The organism is Vibrio sp. JCM 18905, from assembly GCF_055393305.1.
In genome coordinates, this window is sequence record NZ_AP043879.1 from 290,446 (window position 1) to 309,372 (window position 18,927).

The 18,927-nt window shown below is 45.5% G+C and carries 14 protein-coding genes; 8 read left to right on the forward strand and 6 right to left on the reverse strand.

Annotated features, from left to right (window positions below; genetic code table 11):
• The gene (gene lptD, locus ACZ5ZC_RS09635) at positions 1-2,346 is read right to left on the reverse strand and encodes an LPS assembly protein LptD (protein WP_006742729.1); all 2,346 of its coding nucleotides are present in this window, start codon (positions 2,344-2,346) and stop codon (positions 1-3) included.
• A gap of 266 nt (positions 2,347-2,612) precedes the next feature.
• Between lptD and djlA the strand changes: the two genes are divergently transcribed.
• On the forward strand, positions 2,613-3,467 hold the full coding sequence (djlA, locus tag ACZ5ZC_RS09640) for a co-chaperone DjlA (RefSeq protein WP_005383076.1): 855 nt from the start codon (positions 2,613-2,615) through the stop codon (positions 3,465-3,467).
• A 99-nt stretch (positions 3,468-3,566) separates the two neighbouring features.
• Here the strand turns inward: djlA and ACZ5ZC_RS09645 are convergent, their stop codons facing one another.
• The 5 genes from ACZ5ZC_RS09645 to leuA form a co-directional block, all read right to left on the reverse strand.
• Positions 3,567-4,349 carry a DUF547 domain-containing protein gene (locus ACZ5ZC_RS09645; protein ID WP_464931871.1) on the reverse strand — a complete coding sequence of 261 codons (783 nt, stop codon included), beginning with the start codon at positions 4,347-4,349 and terminating at the stop codon, positions 3,567-3,569.
• Positions 4,350-4,697: 348 nt separating this feature from the next.
• Entirely contained in the window at positions 4,698-5,300 is a 603-nt protein-coding gene (leuD, locus tag ACZ5ZC_RS09650) for a 3-isopropylmalate dehydratase small subunit (protein WP_046874029.1), read from the reverse strand.
• Positions 5,301-5,311: 11 nt separating this feature from the next.
• Positions 5,312-6,712 (reverse strand): 3-isopropylmalate dehydratase large subunit, encoded by a 1,401-nt coding sequence (gene leuC / locus ACZ5ZC_RS09655; protein WP_109168754.1) that lies wholly within the window; start codon positions 6,710-6,712, stop codon positions 5,312-5,314.
• Between the two features lie 110 nt (positions 6,713-6,822).
• Complete coding sequence (gene leuB / locus ACZ5ZC_RS09660) at positions 6,823-7,914, reverse strand: 3-isopropylmalate dehydrogenase (RefSeq protein WP_464931872.1); 1,092 nt, start codon at positions 7,912-7,914, stop codon at positions 6,823-6,825.
• 82 nt (positions 7,915-7,996) lie between these two features.
• Entirely contained in the window at positions 7,997-9,544 is a 1,548-nt protein-coding gene (gene leuA / locus ACZ5ZC_RS09665) for a 2-isopropylmalate synthase (RefSeq protein WP_464931873.1), read from the reverse strand.
• Positions 9,545-10,062: 518 nt separating this feature from the next.
• Here leuA and ACZ5ZC_RS09670 point away from each other — a divergent pair.
• From ACZ5ZC_RS09670 to ilvN, 7 genes are all read left to right on the forward strand, one after another.
• On the forward strand, positions 10,063-10,860 hold the full coding sequence (locus ACZ5ZC_RS09670) for an SH3 domain-containing protein (protein ID WP_237312043.1): 798 nt from the start codon (positions 10,063-10,065) through the stop codon (positions 10,858-10,860).
• A gap of 152 nt (positions 10,861-11,012) precedes the next feature.
• Entirely contained in the window at positions 11,013-11,561 is a 549-nt protein-coding gene (locus ACZ5ZC_RS09675) for a phosphatase PAP2 family protein (protein WP_005379690.1), read from the forward strand.
• A 3-nt stretch (positions 11,562-11,564) separates the two neighbouring features.
• Positions 11,565-12,611, forward strand: a complete 1,047-nt coding sequence (locus ACZ5ZC_RS09680) for an MJ1255/VC2487 family glycosyltransferase (protein ID WP_464931874.1) — start codon at positions 11,565-11,567, stop codon at positions 12,609-12,611.
• Positions 12,612-13,167: 556 nt separating this feature from the next.
• Complete coding sequence (calR, locus tag ACZ5ZC_RS09685) at positions 13,168-14,127, forward strand: LysR family transcriptional regulator CalR (RefSeq protein ID WP_005379693.1); 960 nt, start codon at positions 13,168-13,170, stop codon at positions 14,125-14,127.
• Positions 14,128-14,421: 294 nt separating this feature from the next.
• Complete coding sequence (locus ACZ5ZC_RS09690) at positions 14,422-16,230, forward strand: AMP-dependent synthetase/ligase (protein ID WP_464931875.1); 1,809 nt, start codon at positions 14,422-14,424, stop codon at positions 16,228-16,230.
• Positions 16,231-16,679: 449 nt separating this feature from the next.
• Positions 16,680-18,404, forward strand: a complete 1,725-nt coding sequence (locus ACZ5ZC_RS09695; RefSeq protein WP_005392255.1) for an acetolactate synthase 3 large subunit — start codon at positions 16,680-16,682, stop codon at positions 18,402-18,404.
• A gap of 1 nt (position 18,405) precedes the next feature.
• Positions 18,406-18,900 carry an acetolactate synthase small subunit gene (gene ilvN, locus ACZ5ZC_RS09700; RefSeq protein WP_005392253.1) on the forward strand — a complete coding sequence of 165 codons (495 nt, stop codon included), beginning with the start codon at positions 18,406-18,408 and terminating at the stop codon, positions 18,898-18,900.
• The last annotated feature ends 27 nt before the right edge of the window (positions 18,901-18,927 follow it).

An 18,927-nucleotide genomic window follows, 5' to 3' on the forward strand; every position in this document is an offset into this window, starting at 1 on the left:
TTAATTGTTCAGATAGAATGGGCGGCCGTACTTAATCGCGTTGTCAGAACCGTCCAGTTCTTTGACTGCAGTATCTTCACGCTGATTGGTCGCAAAGCCTTGAATACCGAAGTTAACGCTAAAGTTATTTTCGTATTCAGGTGATGCGCCAGTGCTGCCGATAGTTTGGTTTTCCCAACCAAGCAATTGGTTGGCGTAAGTCACACCAATGTACCAACAGTCAGACTGGTAACGCAGGCTCGCTAGCCATTCTAGGTCCGCATTTTCATTTAGGTCGTAGTAGTATTGACCACTTGCAGACCAGTTCGGGTTGAACTCGTAGGCCGCTACAATACCTGCTTGTGAAATGCCTTTACGAGTAATTGTGTCTAGGTTTTCGAGAATGATCGTATCTTCGATGTATTCACGCGTGACGTAACGATAGTTACCCTGAATAAAGCCACCGTTAAATTGGTACTCTAAGGTACTGTTCGCCAACTGCATGGAGCTCAAATCGATATCGTATTGAATTCCACCGTGATAGAACAAGTAATCGTTGTAGTTGAAATCAGCTTCAATCGCCCATGATGAGTAGTTGGTGGTCTCATCCGGAAGATTTGGGCTGTTGCTCAGTTTGGTCTTTTTATCGAAGTAGTAAATCTGACCAAATGAAACGTTAAGACGCTCTTTATAGTCATCATCAAAGAAGCGCGTACTTGCACCGTAGCTTAACTGGTTCGCAGAGGCGATTTTATCAATGCCACTGTACTTACGACTGCGGAATAGCCCGTAGTAGTCGGTTTGTAGCAAGGTGGTATCGTAGTTGTAGATATTGGTTTGATCTTCTTCAGGTACGTACAAGTACTGCAGCTGAGGCTCCAGTGTTTGTGTGTAGCCCTTGATCCAACTCGTGTCTCGCTCTAAGTAAAGTTGCGCATGCGTACGGAACTCGGGGATAACACGAGAAACTTCGTCATCTAACTGGTTTTGCAAATTTACATCTGTCAGACCCGTTAAGTCTTGAGAGTAGTACGTGGAAAGCACGCGAGCTTCCGTTGTCCACGTTGCCCATGAATTTGAAAGCGGCAATGTAAGCCCTGGTTCAATATGAACACGGGTCGCATTTGGTCGCGCAGCATCGCTCGTATCGAAGCGGCTGACTTGGCTCTTCACGTCAAAGTTTAGGTAATCTCCCCACAATGGCGTGTAGTAGTTCAAGTCTAACTGAGGAAGCAGGCGATAAGGGCGGTTCTCTTCTTTCAATAAGATTTGGAAGTCACGAACGGTTAACGAGGCATCCCAGAAGTCAGAACGATATTGTACTTGTCCTTCTTGAACCAGTTGACCATCTTCACGATTACCAATATCGGAGTCGAGATCGAGAAAGTAATCAATATCACTCACTTTTGAGTAATCAACTTTGACTATCCACTGTTTATTGATGATACCGTCGTGTTTAACTTGGTAGCCCCAACGAGACTCGTCCTGATATTTGCGATCACTATTGAGGTATTCGCCTTTGATTTCCCCATTTCCCCAACCATCTGTTAGGTAGCGGAAATCAGTATCGAGTTTTGTACCACGTTGCTGCATATAGAGCGTGGTGAGTGTCATGTCATATTGAGGCGCGATGTTCCAATAGAATGGCACCTCGACTTCCATACCATCGCTAGAACCGTACGATAAAGAAGGGAAGAGGAAACCCGTTTTACGCGTATCTCCAATTGGCATGGTTAGATACGGCACATAGAAAACAGGAACGTCTAACACTTCAAATCGAGGATGGTGCAGCGTCGCCGTCTCTTCATCTTGGTCAACGTCAATACCTGATGCCACTAAACGCCATGAATTGTCGCCTTGAGGACATGATGTAATAGAACCATCTTCGAGTTCATAAACCGACTGACCTGTACGCGCGATGTATGCTGCTGTGCCTCGACCTTGTTGGCAAAGGAACTGATAATCGGTGTTCTCCAGTGAAAACGTGTCTTGGTTGATGTCATTAGTAACACGATCAGATCGAGCTTTGACTTGGCCGTCATTGAAAGTCACGTTGCCTTCGGCAACCACGACGTTATCTTGTTGGTGCAGCGTTACGCTATCTGCGGTGATTTTCTTCTGGCCTTGGGTGACTTGTACATTACCTGAGTACTGAGCTTTGTCACCATTGATGGCTTGCAGGGTGTCAGCTTCTACCACTACTGGGGTATTAAGAGCGTCCTCCTCGCCACTGGTATCGACCAAACATTGATCTGTGGCGGGCATTTCCTGCACACTATCATGGATATTCGCTTCAGCTTGAGTGGTGGGTACAAACAAGGCGGTGCTGATAGAGGCCGCTAAACATGTGCGGGAGAAATGTTGCATTGAATTGAACTTTCCTGTGTCACTACTACTCGATGGCTATAGGGCTTGTTGTACCCTAGCGTAATAGCCAAATGAATCAACTATAGTCGCATTTATCCCAGCGTATTGATTCACTGTGGCATAATGACGACAAAATAGCTGCAAAGATAAGCAGGCGAAATGGCCTAGCCGAAATAAAACTAATTCCATTATCATAAAGGAAATCGTTGCATCCGGCACTATAAGACCGCCGTCGTCGATAAAAATTCATTGATAGAGAACACATAATGCATATTTTTGGCAAAATTCTGGGTGCCTTTTTTGGCTTGTTACTTGGCGGGCCGCTAGGTTTACTCTTTGGCTTATTTATTGGCCATCAATTCGATAAAGCACGTCGCTTGAGTCAAGCCGGGTTCTCTACTGGCGGCTTTGGAAAAGGGCCGAGCCAAGCTCAGCGCCAAGAAGAGTTTTTTAAAGCGGCGTTTGCGGTAATGGGACATGTGGCAAAAGCGAAAGGCCAAGTCACCAAAGAGGAAATCCAACTTGCTTCTGCAATGATGGACCGCATGAATTTGCATGGCGAACAGCGCCGCGCTGCGCAAGATGCGTTTCGTGAAGGTAAAGACAGTGACTTTCCGTTAGAAGACGTTCTTGTTCGTGTGAAAATTTCGACAGCAGGCCGCTTTGACTTGTTGCAATTTTTTCTTGAACTACAAATCTCGGCGGCCTTTGCTGACGGCTCGATTCATCCTAGTGAACGAAATGTGTTACACAAAATAGCACGTGGTTTGGGTTTCTCTTCTGAGCAGCTAGAGCGTCGCTTGCAAATGCAAGAAGCCGCATTCCGTTTCCAAAGCCAGGGTGGTTTTCATGGTCAGCATCAAGGCCAATCTTCTGGTGGTAGCTGGCAACAAGCTTCACAAGCGGATCAACTGGCTGACGCGTACAAAATTCTGGATGTGTCTTCAGATGCCGACAGTAAAACCGTCAAGCGTGCTTATCGTAAACTGATGAACGAGCATCACCCAGACAAATTGATGGCTAAAGGCCTACCACCAGAGATGATGAACGTAGCGAAAGAAAAATCTCAAGAGATTCAAAACGCTTACGATCTGATTAAAAAGGTCAAAGGCTTTAAGTGATTTTGTCAAAATCTAGAAAATAAAAAGGGCACTTGGTGCCCTTTTAGCTTTTGGGTTACGGGTGACCAAAAGCGTTGCAAGCTGAACGGTGACGATAAATTAGTCAGCTTGATTCAAACTCCAATCGTATTCGTGCTTCACTTTTCCAGAGAAGTTTTTGTACTGTGGCGCGTACTTTGCGATGTGGTTGAAGACTTGTTTTTCTCCACCAAAGTCCGCTGCAAACCAATCATAAATGGAAGACAGCTGTGCCGTGTTTCCTTGAATGGATACGCCTTTGTTGCTGTTGATAAACGCTTTGGCAGCACTTTCAAGTAAGGCTTCAGTGTTTTCGGCAGTGAATGCTTGAGCTTGTAGGTTAGGGCATCCCAAACTTGCACAATTTACGGCGTAATGCGTTCTTGGATCATTCCAAATTGGACGCAAAATTCGATGTTCAATATCGTTTAAAGTCAGATCCTTGCCGTTGACCACGACCACATCATCTCCCCAAGGACCAAAGCTAAATAAGCCACCCAGCTTGGTGATGGATTCGACGGGGTAGTTATCCAAAATAAGATCAACCGTGATGGCGTTGTAAAGGTTCACCCAATAGGCGTATTGCTCTGCTTGGTTGTACTGCAATGGATCGAGTTTTACCAGTCGTCGGATGTACTGCTTTAACTTGGTTTTGTCTGAAGTTGTGACTTTGCTATAGCGGAACAAAGTATTCTCACCTCGTTCAACCAAGTAATTGTCTAACAGTTGTTGCCATTCCTGATGAGAAATTTGGGTTTGGTTGGCCTGATTCGATTGTTGCCAATACGGCCATAAATCAGATTTAGGTGCAGCGAACGCCGAGAAAGAAACTAGAGAACACAATAGCAATAACAGACGCTTCATAGAGATACCTTTGAATGAGATATTGTTGATAGTGTAGACCTGTTTAGTGCTTGTTTTCTTTCAGTAATCATTAATCAGTAATCAGTTGCCTTTATTCTCCGTTATTCCGAGGAGCATAAGCGACATCAGGAATCTAATACCCACAACGCTTGAGTAAAGAAAGTATGAATCTGCACAGTGCACTCTGGCAGTCGATCCTGCATCACGCTCCTTCGTCGCTGTTCAGGGTGACGAATTTCAACAGAGACGTTCGGTATTCCGTAAGCAAAGCGCTATAAAATCAGTCGCCTAAAACATTAAAAGGGCCGACAATTGCCAGCCCTTGATTTGTGTATTTACTAATGCGTTTTAACGCAAGAAGCTTGGAATATTCGCTTCGTATTCCGCAATTTTGTCTTCGTGTTGAAGCGTTAGGCCAATGTTGTCTAAACCATTTAACAAACAGTGACGACGGAACTCATCAATTTCAAAACCATATTCTTTGCCGTTGGCGCGAACCACATTCGCTTCTAGGTCCACTTCCACTTCTGCGCCTTCATTCGCCTCAACAAACTGGAAGATTTCATCCACTTCTTGCTCAGTCAAGCGAACTGGTACCATTTGGTTGTTGATCGAGTTGCCGTAAAAAATATCGGCAAAGCTTGGTGCGATCATCGCTTTGATGCCGTAATCCGCTAGTGCCCACGGTGCGTGCTCACGAGATGAACCACAACCGAAGTTTTCACGCGCTAGCAAGATAGAAGCGCCTTGGTAGCGCGGAGCGTTCATCACGAACTCTGGATTTGGCTGTTCGCCAGCATCATCTAGGAAGCGCCAGTCATGGAATAGGTGCTTACCGAAACCTAGGCGAGAGACCTTTTGTAGGAACTGCTTTGGAATGATGGCATCAGTATCAACGTTCGCTGCATCTAGAGGAACAACTAAGCCTGTATGTTGTTTAAAGCCTGACATTTGTTTGCTCCTTAGTCTAGTTCACGAATATCTACAAAGTGACCAGCAATTGCTGCTGCCGCTGCCATCGCAGGGCTCACTAGGTGGGTACGGCCATCACGACCTTGACGGCCTTCAAAGTTACGGTTTGAAGTAGACGCACAACGTTCATGTGGACCCAAACGGTCGTTGTTCATTGCTAGACACATCGAGCAACCTGGTAGGCGCCACTCAAAGCCCGCTTCTTTAAAGATAACGTCCAAGCCTTCTGCTTCCGCCTGCGCTTTTACTTGCTCAGAGCCAGGAACGATTAGCGCTTGAACGTGAGACGCGACTTTGCGACCTTTCGCGACTTCCGCCGCTGCGCGCATGTCTTCGATACGTGAGTTAGTACAAGAGCCAACGAAGACTTTATCGACGTTGTAATCCGACAATGACTTGCCTGCCTCTAGGCCCATGTAAGCCAACGCTTTTTCTGCAGAGGCTTTTTCTACTGGGTCAGCAAAGCTTTCTGGTGCTGGGATCGGTTGGTCTACCGCGATAACCTGGCCTGGGTTAGTACCCCAAGTGACTTGTGGTTTGATATCCGCTGCGTTTAGTGTCACGACCGCATCAAACTGAGCGTCATGGTCCGTTTTTAATGTCTTCCAGTATTCTACTGCTGCATCAAAGTCGGCACCTTGAGGTGAGAATTTACGGCCTTTGATGTATTCGAACGTGGTTTCATCTGGCGCAATCAAACCGGCTTTCGCACCTAGCTCAATTGCCATGTTACATACGGTCATGCGGCCTTCCATTGAAAGGTCTGTGATCGCTTCACCACAGAATTCAACTACGTAGCCTGTACCGCCTGCTGCTGTGGTTTCACCGATGATGGCTAGCACGATATCTTTCGCCGTGATGCCCGGAGCCACTTTGCCTTTCACTTCGATCTTCATCGTTTTAGCGCGCGCTTGTTTTAGCGTTTGAGTTGCTAATACGTGCTCAACTTCAGAGGTACCAATACCAAATGCTAGAGAGCCGAACGCACCGTGTGTAGCAGTGTGTGAGTCACCACAAACAATGGTCATGCCCGGTAGGGTAATACCAAGCTCTGGGCCCATAACATGCACAATACCTTGGTATTTGTGGTTGATGTCGTAAAGCGTAACGCCAAACTCTTCACAGTTTTTCGATAGCGTTTCCATCTGGATACGAGCCATCTCACCCGATGCGTTGATGTCTTTGGTGGTTGTCGAAACGTTGTGGTCCATGGTGGCAAAAGTTTTGCTGACCTGACGCACTTTGCGACCTTTTTCACGCAAGCCGTCAAATGCTTGCGGAGACGTCACTTCATGTACCAAGTGACGGTCGATGTACAAGATTGGGTTTTCCCCTTCTGCTGCGACGGCAACGTGTGCGTCGTAGACTTTTTCGTATAGTGTTTTGCCCATTGTTTGCTTCCTTTCCTCGTTATCCTTGTTGCTTTGTTTTAGCACCAATGACTTAGAGGTAAGTCATTGGTGGATAGAGGATTTAGTATTTATTATGAATCTGTTCTGTATTAAGAGTTTAAGATGTACTCAGCGATCTTATCGCCCATCTCAGACGTCGAAAGTGCTGGGTTGTCACCAGCAAGGTCACCCGTTAGCTCACCCGCTGATAATGCTTTTGAAACTGCCGTTTCGATGTCTTGTGCCGCCGTTTCCTCACCTAGGCTATAACGTAGCATCAGTGCCGCAGACAGGATTTGTGCCACAGGGTTAGCGATGTTCTTACCTGCGATATCTGGTGCACTGCCACCTGCTGGCTCGTACAGACCGAATTTGCTTTCGTTTAGACTTGCTGATGGCAACATACCCATAGAGCCTGTGATCATCGCGCATTCATCAGAAATGATGTCGCCGAAGATGTTTGAACACAGCATTACGTCGAACTGAGCAGGGTCTTTGATAAGCTGCATAGTCGCGTTATCAATGTACATATGTGACAACTCGACATCTGGGTAATCTTTCGCGATTTCTTCGACCACTTCACGCCATAGGATTGAACTTTGTAGAACGTTCGCTTTGTCGATTGAGCAAACTTTCTTGCGACGTAGACGAGCAGACTCAAAGGCGATTTTTGCAATACGTTCGATCTCAAAGCGGTGGTACACCTCAGTATCAAACGCTTTTTCTGTCGCGCCTTCGCCTTCACGGCCTTTTGGTTGACCGAAATAGATCCCGCCTGTCAGTTCACGGACCACGACGATATCAAAGCCACGGCCTGAAATGTCTGCACGTAGTGGTGAGAAGGCTTCCAGACCTGCGTGGATTTGCGCTGGGCGTAGGTTACAAAACAGTTGGAAGTGTTTACGTAGCGGAAGTAGGGCGCCACGTTCTGGTTGGTCGTTGGGTGGCAAGTGCTCCCACTTCGGGCCGCCAACCGAGCCAAATAGGACTGCATCAGACTCTTCACACGCTTTTACGGTGCTTTCTGGAAGTGGGCTGCCATGATTGTCGATCGCGATGCCGCCTACATCATGCTCGTCACGCTCAAACGCAATACCATGCTTCTTTTCGATAGCATCCAATACTTTGTGTGCTTGCGCCATTACTTCCGGGCCGATGCCGTCACCGGGTAGGACGGCAATTTTGTATGATTTGTCTGTCATGTTAATCCTTTAAGTTTTCTAATTTTGAGCTTAATTATTTCAACGAGCGTGTTCTTTCCTGAGCCATGCAGCCCAGTTGTTATTACACAGTCGCAATCTTTTTCTGCTTCATTTCTTCGATTTTGTCTGCACGGTGGATGCTATTAATAACGTGCAATAGTGCTTGACCGGAAGCTTCAACGATATCGGTAGAAACGCCCGTGCCGTGGTATTTACGACCTTTGTAGTTGGCAATGATGTCAGCTTGACCCAAACCATCTTCACCTTCGCCTTTCGCGGTTAGGTCGAATTTATCCAGTACGATGTCGTAGCCTGTCACGCGGTAGATACATTGGTATAGCGCATCAACTGGGCCATTACCGACTGCCGCTTCACACATTTCTTCATCGCCACATTGCATTTTGATGCTGGTGGTGGCCATTACGCTGCCCGATTGCACGCTTAGGTAGTTCAGTTTGTAGAAGTCATCTTCTTCACGCAGGTTCGAGAAGTGCATTAGGGCTTCTAGATCGTAATCGAACACTTGGCCTTTGCGGTCGGCAAGTTTCAAGAAGTCCGCGTATAGAACGTCTAGGTTGTACTCGTCCTCGTTGTATCCCATGGTGTCCATGTGGCTCTTCACGGCTGCGCGACCACTACGGCTGGTTAAGTTTAGTGCTTGGTTTTTAAGGCCAATTGACTCAGGGGTCATGATTTCGTAGGTATTCTTATTCTTTAACATGCCATCCTGGTGGATACCTGAAGAGTGGCTAAAGGCATTCGCGCCCACAATCGCTTTGTTGCTCTGAATTGGCATGTTGCATAACTGGCTCACCAATTTACTGGTGCGGTGAATTTCATCATGTTTAATGCCAGTGTGAACGCCCAAGAACTCTTGACGCGTCTTGATGATCATTGCGATCTCTTCAAGTGAACAGTTTCCCGCTCGCTCACCAATGCCATTGATGGTGCCTTCTATCTGACGCGCGCCGGCTTGAACGGCGGCAATAGAGTTGGCAACTGACATCCCCAAGTCGTCGTGACAGTGAACGGAGATGATCGCTTTATCAATGTTTGGAACGCGGTTGAAAAGGGTTTGAATAATGCCACCAAACTCGCTTGGTACTGTGTAGCCAACGGTATCTGGAATGTTGATTGTGCTCGCACCTGCATTGATGGCAGCTTCTACCATGCGACATAGGTTGTCGATAGGAGTACGACCTGCATCTTCACAAGAAAACTCGACATCATCGGTGTAGTTACGCGCATGTTTAACGGCGTTGACCGCCATTTCAAGTACATCGTCGTAGCTGCGGCGTAGCTTGTCTTCTACGTGAATGGTGGAAGTAGCTAAAAACGTGTGAATACGGAATTGGTCGGCCACTTTTAATGCTTCAGCGGCGGCATCAATATCTTTCGCAACGGCACGCGAAAGGGCACAAACTCGACTGTTTTTGATGTTTTTTGCAATGGTTTGTACCGACTCGAAATCACCAGGTGAAGAGATTGGGAAGCCAGCTTCGATAACATCAACGCCGAGTCTTTCCAGCGCATAGGCAATTTGCAGTTTTTCTTTAACCGTCAAGCTTGCTGACAACGCTTGCTCGCCATCACGCAATGTGGTGTCGAATATAATGACCTGATCGTTCATGTTTGCTTCCTTCCTGATTTCTGCACTTTACGTGCAAGTTAATCGTTTACTTCCAGTATTTAGATATAAAAAAACCCGCATTCTCATGCGGGTTCTTAGAAATTGGTGTGGTTATTTTTCTTCCACAGCCTACCCGCGCGAACTGGTCACGATCAGGAGGAGGCTAAGCAGAATAGAAAAATGAGCTGACATAGTTGTTAAGCTTTCCACATAATTAAGTTAACAAATTAGTACCGCACTCCATGAAGCGCGTCAACCCTAAAGTCGATTTTTTATTCATATCGGATGAGTCTTTTCGTTTGCTTGAAAAAAATGATGCACTAAGTGAAACGACATAATGCGATAGAAACGTGCTAGAAGAAGTAAGTTCTCATCAAGTTTGCGACGTTTCATTACCAAAACAAGCATCGGGATTGCGACTTGTCACACAAAGGTCCGAATTGTTTGGCAAAAGTTTTGAATGACCATTTATAGTAGTGCAGTTGCACTAGGTAAAAGAAATAAGGGTTAGGGAAAGAATGAGGTTAACAAAACAATTTGGACGTTCAGCCATAGTATTTACTCTGGTCAGCTTGTCGGGTTGTCAGCTGTTTCAATCGCAGACCTATGTGGAAGTGGCTTCCCCCGTTGTTATGAATGATCACTCGCAGAGCGTCATGGTTATCAATGATCAAATGGATCGATTTTTGAGTTATGAGGGACGCGAATCGTTCTTGAATCAGATGCTTGTTGCCCTTGAGTCTGACAGCCGAAATAAGTTTAAAGGTAAAGATCCGGAAACGTATTCTTGGTGGAAGATCCGTGTTCAACCTAGTGAGAAACAGCAAGCGGAAGTTTTCCGACCAACCACTGAAGGTGTCGACACCTCAAACCCAGTAGAGTTTATGGATGTTTCTTACCGCTCTAAGACCACATTAAACCTACGCTCCAAACCGAGTCTTGAAGGGGAAAAGCTTGGCGTATTATCGAAAGGGGAAGTCTTTAATGTGCTAGCAAAAGTGGTTGATCAACCTTGGTTTCTCGTTGAACAGAAAGGCGTGATAAAAGGTTATGTCCATAAGGATTATGCGCGCAGCAATGTGATAAATCGTGACATTTTATCTACACAGCCTAACCCTTTACTAGAGCCTAACTCGAGTAAAACGGAGCAAACGGGCATAGAGCATGAACTGTCAGGAAATTACACTTGCCGCTCCCTTAGCTACGAGCTAACAAAAGATGGCGACATGACGATGGGCTCTTTGCGCGCCTGTCGTAAGAAGAGAAAGGTCTGGTACATCGATACGCCTCAACCGCAGCAAGCAAACCCTTCTTAAGCGTTCTCTCCTATGATTGTGCTCAATAGATAGATCATTGGGCACTCCCTAATTTGGCATTTGTCATTAATTGTCCAAACTCCCGTCATGCAGTTGTCACCTAAACCTCCTACTTTTCACACAACGGCGTTGTCAAAGTAAGGAAAGGCCACATGCGAACCATAGAGACAATTACACAGCCAATTGCAACCATTGCTAAGTTTGATTTAGCGCTCTCTAGTGTTTGTCTTAAGCACCGTTTTAATCAGCAAGTTGCCAACATCAGTAAAGGAGTCTCCCACAGTGGTGACGGACATCTGTACTTGGTGCTAGGTTTATTAGCTTGGTATTTAGATAAAGAGCAGGGAGTTTGGTTTTTACTGGCGGGTTTACTTGCTTTTGCTATTGAGCTACCAATTTATTGGACGCTGAAAAATAGTTTTAAGCGTCGTCGCCCTGAAGAGCTTAGTGCACTCCTTCCTGCTTTTATTACCCCCTCTGATCGCTACAGTCTTCCTTCAGGACACACTGCCGCTGCGTTTGTCATGGCGACGCTGATTGACCATTTCTATCCGAGCCTAGGCGTTGCTGCATTCTTTTGGGCAAGTTTAATCGGAACCGCGCGAATCTTATTGGGTGTGCACTTTTTTACCGATGTCATCATTGGTGCACTGCTTGGCAGTCTTTGTGGTGGATTAGCGATTGCGATGTTAGGAGGCTAATTGATGAAAATCTTGTACGGTGTTCAAGGGACAGGAAACGGACATATTGCGCGTGCGAGGGCGATGAGTCATGCGTTTAAAGAGCACGATGTTGAGGTCGATTTTTTGTTTTCTGGACGAGCGCCTGAAAAGTACTTTTCAATGGAAGCGTTTGGCGATTATCAGACTCGCCGAGGCTTCACCTTTATCACTGAAAAAGGTTCAGTGAACTATGCGAAAACAGCATTGAGTAACAATTTGGTGCAATTTTGCAAAGAACTTAAACAGCTTGATTTGTCGTCCTATGATCTCGTGCTCAATGATTTCGAGCCTGTTACGGCATGGGCGGCAAAACAACAAAATAAGCCGTCGATTGGTATCAGTCACCAAAATGCTTTCCGTTATCCAGTGCCGTTAAAGGGAGCGAGTTGGTTAGACAAATCCGTCATTGAATACTTTGCGCCTTCTCAACACCACCTCGGTTTGCATTGGCATCATTTTGACCAGCCTTTGTTGCCGCCAATTGTACATACCGTCGATAGCCAAGCGGAAAATGACGATTTTGTTTTGGTTTACCTACCGTTCGAATCCATTGAAGACATCTCGGATTTACTGTTCCATTTTAACCAGCAAGCGTTCATCTGTTATCACCCCGATGTGATCGAATGTGAGCAGGTGGAAAACATAGAATTACGCCCTTTATGCCACAGCAACTTTCAGCATCATTTGCATCGGTGTAGTGGTGTCATTGCCAATGGTGGATTTGAGCTCCCTTCGGAAGCTCTGTCTCTAGGGAAAAAATTATTGCTTAAGCCACTCGCAGGTCAGTTTGAGCAACAAAGCAATGTCGCGACCTTAGAAGACTTAGGGCTTGCGATGTCGATGGAGAGCTTAGACATTCCCGCAGTACGCCAGTGGCTAAAGGAGCAGCAAGCCGAAAGTGTGAAATACCCAGATGTTGCTCAGGCCATTGTTCATTGGGTATTGCAAGGCGCGTGGGATTCACAAGCGGAGTTATCCAAACAGTTGTGGGAGCAAGTTGATTTCCCAAGTTACGTGTCGAACATTTAAGTACGTTGTTCTAAGTACATTGTTCCTTCCTATTTTTGACACGATTTTGTTGCAGCCTTTCAATCTAGAAGGCTGCATTTTTATTCTTTCTCTTTCATTTCTATTCAATGTGTATTTGCTGATAATTTGACTGATAAGTGCAAATTTCACTCAGAGATATAGTCGTCATCTGTTGGTTTGCTCTCAACTAATAACTGCGGCAAATGCATGCGTGTGGTGACCATCCGTCTCATCAATTTGCTAAATACTTCCTCAAAGAATGCGCTTTTACGTGTTTTATAGTTTTTTATGTTTTTATCAAATTATTGTTATTTAAGGAGTAAATACCTAATCGGCTAAAATTTACTGATTAAATATCAATCTAGTTGCGAAACCGCAATCGATTAGTTGATAGTACAGTTCGAGCCGGAAGTATCCGGACAGCAAATATAATAAAAAGTTAGGTTATCTATTCGTAAAATGATTCGAATCCAGCCGCCGTCTTTTGTGCGAGATGGGATTCTATTCGTTATGAATTTAATGAACAAAGTTGACGATTACAAAAGAGGCGCACTCAATGTTAGAGAAGAAAGATGCGATGAGCGCAATTGCTAGCTACCGTATGGAAAGCACTTTGCGTGGTGTAGATTTAAACCTACTGACTGTATTTGATGCTGTGATGCAAGAGCAAAATATTACTCGTGCAGCACATAACTTAGGCATGTCTCAGCCGGCAGTAAGTAATGCCGTGGCACGCCTAAAAGTGATGTTTAACGACGAGCTGTTTATGCGTCAGGGTCGTGGTATTCAGCCAACGCAACGTGCTCGTCAATTGTTTGGTCCAATTCGCCAAGCATTACAGCTGATTCGTAATGAACTTCCTAGCTCCGTATTCCAACCAGAATCTTCGACTCGCTTATTTAAGCTGGCGATTTGCAGTCCTTGTGACATGCGTTTTGCTCCGAAGATCATGGCAAAAGTGAATCAACAAGCACCAAACGTTCAGCTTCACCTAGATGCAGAATTTGACCGTCTGTTGTCTGAGCGTATGCGCTATCAAGAAATTGATTTCGTGATCGATTATGCTCGCTTTGATGAGCAAGGTTTCTCAAGTACTGAAATCTTCAAAGATGAATTAGTGGTTATCGCGTCAAAAACACACCCACGCATTCAAGGTGGTGTAACGGCCGAGCAACTGCTTAACGAAAAACATGCGAAGTTATCGAAAGTGCACGGTCAACGCAGCTTCTCAGAACAAGCATATCGTGAACTGGATTGCCAAGCCGCGTACGAAGGCTCTAGTCTAAGCAACCTACTATATGTGGTAGGTCAATCTGAGCTTGTGACTATCGCGCCACGTTGGATGGCAGAAAATGCGGTAAACAGCGATCAGCTGCAAATTCTAGACTTCCCATTTGCAAACAAGGAAATCAGCGGCTTCTTAAGCTGGCATGAATCAAGTGAAAAAGATAAAGGCCACATTTGGCTGCGCGATCAACTGATGATCACTTGTGGTGAAGTGGTTGCCGCAAAATAAGATGACGTTTGGTCTTATCGGTTAAGACCATATTGGTAATCATCAATTTTTACAATTCATTGGTCCCCGAGAGATTTTTGTCTCTCGGGGCTTTTTGTTTTAGCAATCAACAATCGAAACAGTAAGTTAAATAGAGTAATCATTCAGCAGTTTTGGGTATGTTCGCGACGTATAAGTGATAGTTGTCTCTTATTAGTGATAAGTTTGATACTGGTCAGTTGCGTTTTAGCAAGCCGTGAGTACACTTGTTCGCTCAATTAGCTTACGCCTGTAAGCCAAAAGGTAAGTAAAAGAATGGCCAAGTTAGATTTTCATATCGTTAAACGTATTCGTGAACAAATTGCGAACGGTGGTACACGCGTTGCACTCAAGCATAAAGTGGGTGAGGAATGGCAAGGTATTACGTGGACGCAATTTGGTCAGCAAGTTGATGCTTTATCACTTGCACTTTTGGCTCAGGGATTAGGAGTCCAAGATAAAATCGGCATTTTCTCGAACAACATGCCGCAATGGACGATTGCTGATATTGCAGCGCTACAACTACGCGGCGTAACAGTACCTATTTACCCAACCAATACCGCCGCTCAGTCGGCGTACATCATTGACAACGCAGACGTCAAAGTGCTGTTTGTTGGTGAGCAGCCACAATTTGACGCAGCAGTGAGCATTTTCGACCAGTGCGAGCAGTTAGAGCTCATTGTTGCCATGTCTGATGATATCGAACTTGGCGAGCATGATTTCGTTATCTCTTGGCAAGCATTTGTCGCCAAAGGCGATACCACATACCAAGTTGAATTAGACGCACGTTTAGAGCAAGCAAAGGAAGATGATCTACTTACGCTGATCTACACCTCGGGCACAACAGGCCAACCAAAGGGTGTCATGTTGGACTACGCAAACATTGCAGCGCAATTGGAAGGGCACGATCAACGTTTGAGCCTTTCTCAAAGTGATGTGTCACTGTGTTTCCTTCCGCTGTCACACGTATTTGAACGCGCTTGGACCTTTTATGTGTTGTACAAAGGGGCGACCAACTGCTATTTGCAAGACACCATGCAGGTACGTGATGCACTGAGCCAAGTGCAACCTACCGTGATGTGTGCCGTGCCGCGTTTCTATGAGAAGATCTTCTCTGCGATTCACGAGAAAGTGTCTCGCGCGCCAATTCATCGCAAGATCATGTTTACTTGGGCTGTGAACATGGGCGCAAAAATGGCCGCTTGTCATCAAGAAAAACGTCAGCCATCGCTCATGCTGCACAAGTCATATGCCCTGGCGGATAAATTGGTTCTGAGCAAGCTGCGAGCGTTACTTGGTGGACAAATCAACTTTATGCCGTGTGGCGGTGCAAAGTTAGATGAAACCATAGGCCGATTCTTCCACGCGATTGGTATCAATGTGAAGTTAGGTTACGGCATGACTGAAACCACGGCGACAGTATCGTGTTGGGATGATAAGTGCTTTAACCCAGACTCTATTGGTATGTCGATGCCTGGCGCGCAAGTGAAGATCGGTGAGAACAACGAGATTCTGGTGCGTGGTCCAATGGTGATGCGTGGCTATTACAAAATGCCAGAAGAGACCGAAAAGACCTTTGATGAGCACGGTTTCCTAAAAACTGGCGATGCGGGTTACATTGATGAAAATGGCAACCTGTTCATCACTGATCGTATCAAAGAGTTGATGAAAACTTCAGGTGGTAAATACATCGCTCCACAAATGATTGAAGGTGCGATTGGTAAAGACCACTTCATCGAGCAAATCGCGGTTATCGCGGACACGCGTAAGTTTGTCTCGGCGCTGATTGTGCCGTGTTTTGATTCTCTTGAAGAGTATGCGAAAGAGCTGAATATCAAGTATCACGATCGCGTTGAATTGATTAAGCATCACCAAGTGGTCGAAATGCTTGAGAAGCGTGTTAACGATCTCCAAAAAGAGTTGGCAAAGTTTGAACAGGTGAAGAAGTTTAAACTGTTACCAAGAGCTTTCTCTATGGATGATGGTGAGTTAACGCCAACTCAAAAACTGCGTCGTAAAGTCATCAATGACAAATACCAAGATGAAATTGAAGAAATGTATAAGGAAAAGTCAGAGAAAAAGTAACTTAAGCTGACTTAGATTTTATATTGATGAAAAAATCCCCAGTGATGTGATTGCGCATTACTGGGGATTTTTGTTTGTGTTGATTCTTTCTATTTTGCTCACCAAATACAGCTATTTAGCACCCTATACTTAAAAGGTTCTGAAATAATGTTCTTTTTTTAAACGTTAAATTTTTAGGTTGTACTGTGAAATAAGGTATGTGTGGCTGCTATTCCTACTAACATTCTAATTACTAGCATCTTGTTTAAAAAGTAGACCAACCTCTCATTAGACCCGTTGATAATAAAACGTTACATTTGTTGGGTAACCTTGCGGGATGTTATGACGAACGCAAGACATAGCCGAAAACGTGGAAGTATTTCGATTAGGCTACGAATAAGACCTAGACTATGTAAAACCAGACCAATCCGTTGACCTTACGGTGAGGAAACTGGCTAAGGAGAGCAATTATGACAGCAATGTTGTCAGGCGCAGAGATGGTGGTTCAATCTCTGATAGAAGAGCACGTAGAGCAGATCTTTGGCTACCCAGGTGGCTCCGTTTTGGATATCTACGATGCACTGCATGCCAAAACCGATCAAATCAAACACGTACTTGTAAGGCATGAGCAAGCCGCCACTCATATGGCAGATGGTTACGCTCGCGCTACCGGTAAACCGGGTGTCGTACTGGTATGTTCAGGTCCGGGCGCGACCAATACCATTACTGGTATTGCCACGGCTTATATGGACTCCATCCCAATGATCGTTATTTCGGGTAACGTACCTAATAGCCTAATTGGTAATGATGCTTTCCAAGAATGTGACATCGTTGGTGTCTCTCGCCCAGTGGTCAAACACAGCTTTTTAGTGAAAAAAGCGGAAGATATTCCTGAAACGATCAAGAAAGCGTTTTATATCGCGACCACAGGTCGACCTGGTCCAGTAGTGATTGACTTGCCGAAAGATGTAATGAATCCGCAAATCAAACTGCCTTACCAATACCCAGAAACGCTTTCAATGCGTTCTTACAAGCCGACGACGTCGGGTCATAAAGGCCAGATTAAAAAAGCCCTTAAATCGCTATTAGAAGCGAAAAAGCCAGTGCTTTATATCGGTGGTGGTGCTGTGATTTCTGGCGCCCATGAACATATTTTAGAGCTCTCCGACAAGCTGAACCTTCCAGTAGTCAGTACGTTGATGGGACTAGGCGCATTCCCTGGAACGCACAAAAACTCACTGGGCATGCTGGGTATGCACGGTACTTACGAAGCCAATATGGCGATGCATGAAGCGGATCTCATTTTTGGTATCGGTGTGCGTTTTGATGATCGCACGACGAACAACCTTGAAAAATACTGCCCAAACGCAAAAGTCATGCATATTGATATCGATCCATCATCGATCTCGAAAAACGTGAAGGTGGACTTACCTATCGTCGGCTCTGCGGAAAAAGTGCTTACAACCATGCTTGGCCTGCTGGCAGAGCAAGAAGGTGGGAACGATGAAGATGCCATCACCGCATGGTGGGATGACATTCAGGTGTGGCGTGACCGCAATTGTTTGGCTTATGAGAAGTCACCAGAGCGAATTAAGCCACAGCAAGTGATTGAAACCTTGCACAAGCTGACCAATGGTGATGCGTATGTTGCTTCTGATGTGGGTCAGCACCAGATGTTTGCAGCACTTTACTACCCATTTAACAAACCACGCCGTTGGATCAACTCGGGTGGATTGGGCACTATGGGATTTGGCCTTCCGGCTGGTATGGGTGTTAAGTTTGCTATGCCACAAGAAGAAGTCGTGGTTGTTACGGGCGATGGCAGTATTCAAATGAATATCCAAGAGCTTTCGACAGCCATGCAATACGACATTCCAGTGAAGATCATCAACCTAAACAACCGATTCTTAGGCATGGTAAAGCAGTGGCAAGACATTATTTATCAAGGTCGTCACTCTAATTCTTACATGAGTTCTGTTCCTGATTTTGCAGCGATTGCAGAAGCTTATGGTCACGTCGGTATTCGTATCGAAACGCCTGACCAGCTCGAAGAAGGGCTACAAAAAGCGTTGGATATGAAAGATCGTCTGGTGTTTGTGGACATCAACGTAGACGAAACCGAACACGTATACCCGATGCAAATCAAAGGTGAGGGTATGGATAAAATGTGGCTAAGCAAAACGGAGAGAACTTAATATGAGACACATTATTTCATTGCTATTGGAAAACCAACCGGGTGCGTTGTCTCGTGTTGTTGGTTTGTTCTCTCAACGTGGTTACAACATTGAATCTTTGACGGTATCACCGACAGATGATGAAACGCTGTCGCGAATGAACATTACCACGACGTCTGATGAGATGCAGTTGGAGCAAATTCAGAAGCAGTTACACAAATTGATCGATGTGCTGAAAGTACAAGAAGTCACCGAGTACGAGCACATCGAACGTGAATTGATGATGGTGAAAGTGAAAGCCAGCGGTTTTGCGCGAGCAGAAGTGAAACGGACAGCGGACATCTTCCGTGGCCAGATCGTGGATGTCACTGCTGCTCAGTACACGGTACAACTTGCGGGCACGAGTGAAAAGTTGGATGCTTTCATTCAAGCGATATCTGAAGTAACTGAAGTCGTCGAAGTTGCTCGTAGTGGGGTAGTGGGTATTGCCCGAGGTGAGCGCGCACTCAAACCGTAATTGTCTAATTGCATATATAAAAGCCAC

Bases quoted from the DNA above. Each gene is read 5' to 3' on its own strand.
- lptD (WP_006742729.1), bottom strand. From the start codon at position 2,346: ATGCAACATTTCTCCCGCACATGTTTAGCGGCCTCTATCAGCACCGCC.
- djlA (WP_005383076.1), top strand. From the start codon at position 2,613: ATGCATATTTTTGGCAAAATTCTGGGTGCCTTTTTTGGCTTGTTACTT.
- ACZ5ZC_RS09645 (WP_464931871.1), bottom strand. From the start codon at position 4,349: ATGAAGCGTCTGTTATTGCTATTGTGTTCTCTAGTTTCTTTCTCGGCG.
- leuD (WP_046874029.1), bottom strand. From the start codon at position 5,300: ATGTCAGGCTTTAAACAACATACAGGCTTAGTTGTTCCTCTAGATGCA.
- leuC (WP_109168754.1), bottom strand. From the start codon at position 6,712: ATGGGCAAAACACTATACGAAAAAGTCTACGACGCACACGTTGCCGTC.
- leuB (WP_464931872.1), bottom strand. From the start codon at position 7,914: ATGACAGACAAATCATACAAAATTGCCGTCCTACCCGGTGACGGCATC.
- leuA (WP_464931873.1), bottom strand. From the start codon at position 9,544: ATGAACGATCAGGTCATTATATTCGACACCACATTGCGTGATGGCGAG.
- ACZ5ZC_RS09670 (WP_237312043.1), top strand. From the start codon at position 10,063: ATGAGGTTAACAAAACAATTTGGACGTTCAGCCATAGTATTTACTCTG.
- ACZ5ZC_RS09675 (WP_005379690.1), top strand. From the start codon at position 11,013: ATGCGAACCATAGAGACAATTACACAGCCAATTGCAACCATTGCTAAG.
- ACZ5ZC_RS09680 (WP_464931874.1), top strand. From the start codon at position 11,565: ATGAAAATCTTGTACGGTGTTCAAGGGACAGGAAACGGACATATTGCG.
- calR (WP_005379693.1), top strand. From the start codon at position 13,168: ATGTTAGAGAAGAAAGATGCGATGAGCGCAATTGCTAGCTACCGTATG.
- ACZ5ZC_RS09690 (WP_464931875.1), top strand. From the start codon at position 14,422: ATGGCCAAGTTAGATTTTCATATCGTTAAACGTATTCGTGAACAAATT.
- ACZ5ZC_RS09695 (WP_005392255.1), top strand. From the start codon at position 16,680: ATGACAGCAATGTTGTCAGGCGCAGAGATGGTGGTTCAATCTCTGATA.
- ilvN (WP_005392253.1), top strand. From the start codon at position 18,406: ATGAGACACATTATTTCATTGCTATTGGAAAACCAACCGGGTGCGTTG.